Origin of the sequence: Mesorhizobium sp. M5C.F.Ca.IN.020.29.1.1, from assembly GCF_003997375.1 — a bacterium.
Taxonomy (GTDB): domain Bacteria; phylum Pseudomonadota; class Alphaproteobacteria; order Rhizobiales; family Rhizobiaceae; genus Mesorhizobium; species Mesorhizobium wenxiniae.
The window spans coordinates 1-2,668 of the sequence record NZ_RZSW01000688.1 but is presented as its reverse complement, the minus strand read 5'-3'; the positions used below and the strand labels follow the sequence as shown (position 1 = coordinate 2,668).

General features: G+C 56.9%; 5 protein-coding genes. 2 read left to right on the top strand and 3 right to left on the bottom strand.

Going from position 1 to position 2,668, the window contains the following annotated elements:
* Positions 1-12: 12 nt before the first annotated feature.
* Positions 13-897: a transglutaminase family protein gene (locus tag EOA85_RS32125; protein WP_127212411.1), complete on the bottom strand. Its 885-nt coding sequence runs from the start codon at positions 895-897 to the stop codon at positions 13-15.
* Positions 898-1,113: 216 nt separating this feature from the next.
* Between EOA85_RS32125 and EOA85_RS32120 the strand changes: the two genes are divergently transcribed.
* A complete protein-coding gene (locus tag EOA85_RS32120; RefSeq protein ID WP_095519090.1) occupies positions 1,114-1,314 on the top strand; it encodes a hypothetical protein in 201 nt (66 codons plus the stop codon).
* 243 nt (positions 1,315-1,557) lie between these two features.
* Here EOA85_RS32120 and EOA85_RS32115 read toward each other — a convergent pair whose 3' ends face one another.
* Entirely contained in the window at positions 1,558-1,758 is a 201-nt protein-coding gene (locus tag EOA85_RS32115; protein ID WP_029348486.1) for a CsbD family protein, read from the bottom strand.
* A 207-nt stretch (positions 1,759-1,965) separates the two neighbouring features.
* Positions 1,966-2,229, bottom strand: a complete 264-nt coding sequence (locus tag EOA85_RS32110) for a hypothetical protein (RefSeq protein WP_127212410.1) — start codon at positions 2,227-2,229, stop codon at positions 1,966-1,968.
* 218 nt (positions 2,230-2,447) lie between these two features.
* On the opposite strand from EOA85_RS32110, the gene EOA85_RS32105 reads away from it, so the two are divergent.
* A partial coding sequence (locus tag EOA85_RS32105; RefSeq protein ID WP_127212409.1) for a DUF3606 domain-containing protein occupies positions 2,448-2,668 on the top strand: 221 nt, incomplete at its 3' end.

Below are 2,668 nucleotides of genomic sequence, written 5' to 3'. Positions count from 1 at the left end.
TATTGATGCTGGTTATTTGATGCCAGCTTCCTTCACCACCTTGACCTCCACCGTCATGCCGAGAAAGTTCGACGCGCTGCCGCAGTAGCTTCCGGAAAGAGGGATGGCTTGCCCAGGATGCCTGGCCACAGCCACCCTGATAAGGTCCCGGTTGCCGACAATGCCATTGGTGGGGTCGAACTCGACCCAACCCGCGCCAGGCAGATAGACCTGGCACCAGTCATGCGTCGAACCGCCGCCGAGGACAGTAGCGCTGTCGCGGTTCGGCACATAGACATAACCAGTCACAAAACGGGCAGCAAAACCGAGCGAACGGACCGCTTCCATCATGAACAGCGCAAAGTCTCGGCATGTGCCTCGACGCAGGTGCAAGGTCATGAGCGGCGGTTGCGTCCCTGATTCAGTTCGACGGGAATACACAAAGCTCTCCTGGATGGCGTAGCAAAGTGTCATCAGCAATTTGCCCGTCTCGGTGTGGCCTCTGGCGCTCACGAACTGTCGTGCCCATTTGCCGATCTCGTCGCCGTCATCGAGATGATGGCGCTCGATGGTTTGGGTGAGGTCGGTTGCCTCGTCGGGATCATAGGAAAATGGATAGCTGAGTGCTGCTTCATCGATACGGAAATCAGGCGCATGCTGCGGCGTGTGATCGAGCCGAATGTCTGTCACGAAACGCAGTTCGTCGCCGGAACCCTGGAAGTCTATTACCGCAACGCAGTTTCCAAAAACGTCATGGATCCAGCCAACCTCTTTCGGCTCGGGGTCCACCAACAGGGCATGATCCAGAAGTCGCTGATCGAAACTATCGCGCGGCCTGAACATCAGCCGATGCTCGCCAAACGTCACCGGTTGCGTGTAGCGATAGACGGTCGTGTGCTTGACTGAAAAGATCGGCATTGGCTTGCGTCGACCACCTGCGATATCAGCGCAATCATATATCTTTTTCGATGTGCAGCGGACAAAATGGAGTCTTTCGCCTGACGCGCCGTATCAGGCGGTCTCCACCGTAGGCCTTTTGCAATCTCCAATTGGTAGACTCTCTCAACGCCCGGTAAGTTAATCTTTGCGCCAAGGAGGGGCCAAGGCGAGGAACGTCGCAAACGGGAGGAAGCAATGAACGAAGACTACGGTCCGGCCATAGACCACGACAAGCCTTACGAAATAGCTGCTTTCGCTAAAAAGCATGGCCTTACGATAAGGGCTGCCGAACTGATCCTTTTCGCCTATAGCCCGTCCCGAGCGGCATGCGACACTGCCGCAACGGCTTTCCTCACGGCCGTCGCCGCACAGGCCAAGAGGCAATCGGCGCGCTAGCTCTCGTTCCGAAGATCCTGGAGCGACCGCTGGCACAGCAACCCGCCACAGTCGCATTTAGTCGCCCGCCGCTCATTTCGGAGCGGCAGGCTTGGAGCATTTGCAGCCAAGTGGAATCAATGGCGTCGCAGAGATGCGGCTAAACAAATAGATAGAGCGAAATGCCCAGTCCAATTCGAACCCAACCCGCTCTAGGACTGTCGAAGCTGCGCCGATCGACGGTGCAGCCTCGATGCTGGACGCTCAGGTGAGATTTCTGGACCAGTCGTCTATCTGGCGCTCCGCCTCTTCCTTGGCGATTCCATACCGCTCCTGAATGCGTCCTGCGAGTTGGTCACGATTGCCCTCGATGCGATCAAGGTCATCGTCGGTAAGGTCACCCCATTGCTCCTTGGCCTGGCCTTTGAACTGCATCCATTTTCCCTTGATTTGATCCCAGTTCATGAATTCCTCCTTTGTTGTCTAGAGGAAATGCAACTGGACACCACATGTTCCCAAACAGCGGATCGTCCGTGACGATTATTGCCCATGACGATTATCCTTGGCGACGCAGCAAAAAGCCGCCGGCCGGAGCCAGTGGCGCGAATTGGAGCAGGATAAGAACGATCCGCGTCTTGAAATCACACTCGACGGAAAGGTCCCTCAGCCGGATCATCTGGCGCGCGCCAAGGCGATCGATATGACGTTGTCTGCATCCGCCCCCGGTAGATCGAACAGCATCGGAAGTTGGCGGGTCATGGCCATTTCCACGATCAACTCTTCGATGGAAGCTGTCGGCAGATCGGTCTCGACACTATTCGAGATCATCGAGGCAAGCTTGTGGACTGGCACTGGTGCCGACTTCGCACGGTCGTCGAGCAACCTGCTGATTTCGATTACAACGTCTGCGTCAATGCTCTTTGGCAATTCGCGCATGGCTTTTCCTCCCTGCCCATATCATGCGCGTGCCAGAGGGCTGAGTCTCGAAAAATCTGCATATGCCTTAAAGGCGCGCCGGTCGGGTTGCTTTGGCCGGGCGTTCGGGCCTGCGGTGAAAAAGCGAAGCGCGCTGGTGTCGCATCCGGCAACGAATTCGTCCGTTTTGCGTTGGCCAATCATACATTGCGCGCAAACGTGACCAAAGGAGAGTAAGCATGACAGCCGACGCGGCGAAGCTCTATCCCCGCCACCGGGATCGGATCTCCGGCAGCGAGGATTACGTAGTAAGGTATTTTGCCCGGCAGAACGGCATCACCCCCGCGCAAGTCCATCAGTTGATCAAGAGATATGGAAGCAACCGCGCCAAGCTGGTGGCTGCGGCGAAGGAACTTCGCACGTCGCTTCGACCGGATGTCCCCCCGGATGTCCCCAAGAC

Excerpts from the sequence above, each read along its gene's own strand:
- EOA85_RS32125 (WP_127212411.1), bottom strand. The coding sequence starts at position 897 with ATGCCGATCTTTTCAGTCAAGCACACGACCGTCTATCGCTACACGCAA.
- EOA85_RS32110 (WP_127212410.1), bottom strand. The coding sequence starts at position 2,229 with ATGCGCGAATTGCCAAAGAGCATTGACGCAGACGTTGTAATCGAAATC.
- EOA85_RS32120 (WP_095519090.1), top strand. The coding sequence starts at position 1,114 with ATGAACGAAGACTACGGTCCGGCCATAGACCACGACAAGCCTTACGAA.
- EOA85_RS32115 (WP_029348486.1), bottom strand. The coding sequence starts at position 1,758 with ATGAACTGGGATCAAATCAAGGGAAAATGGATGCAGTTCAAAGGCCAG.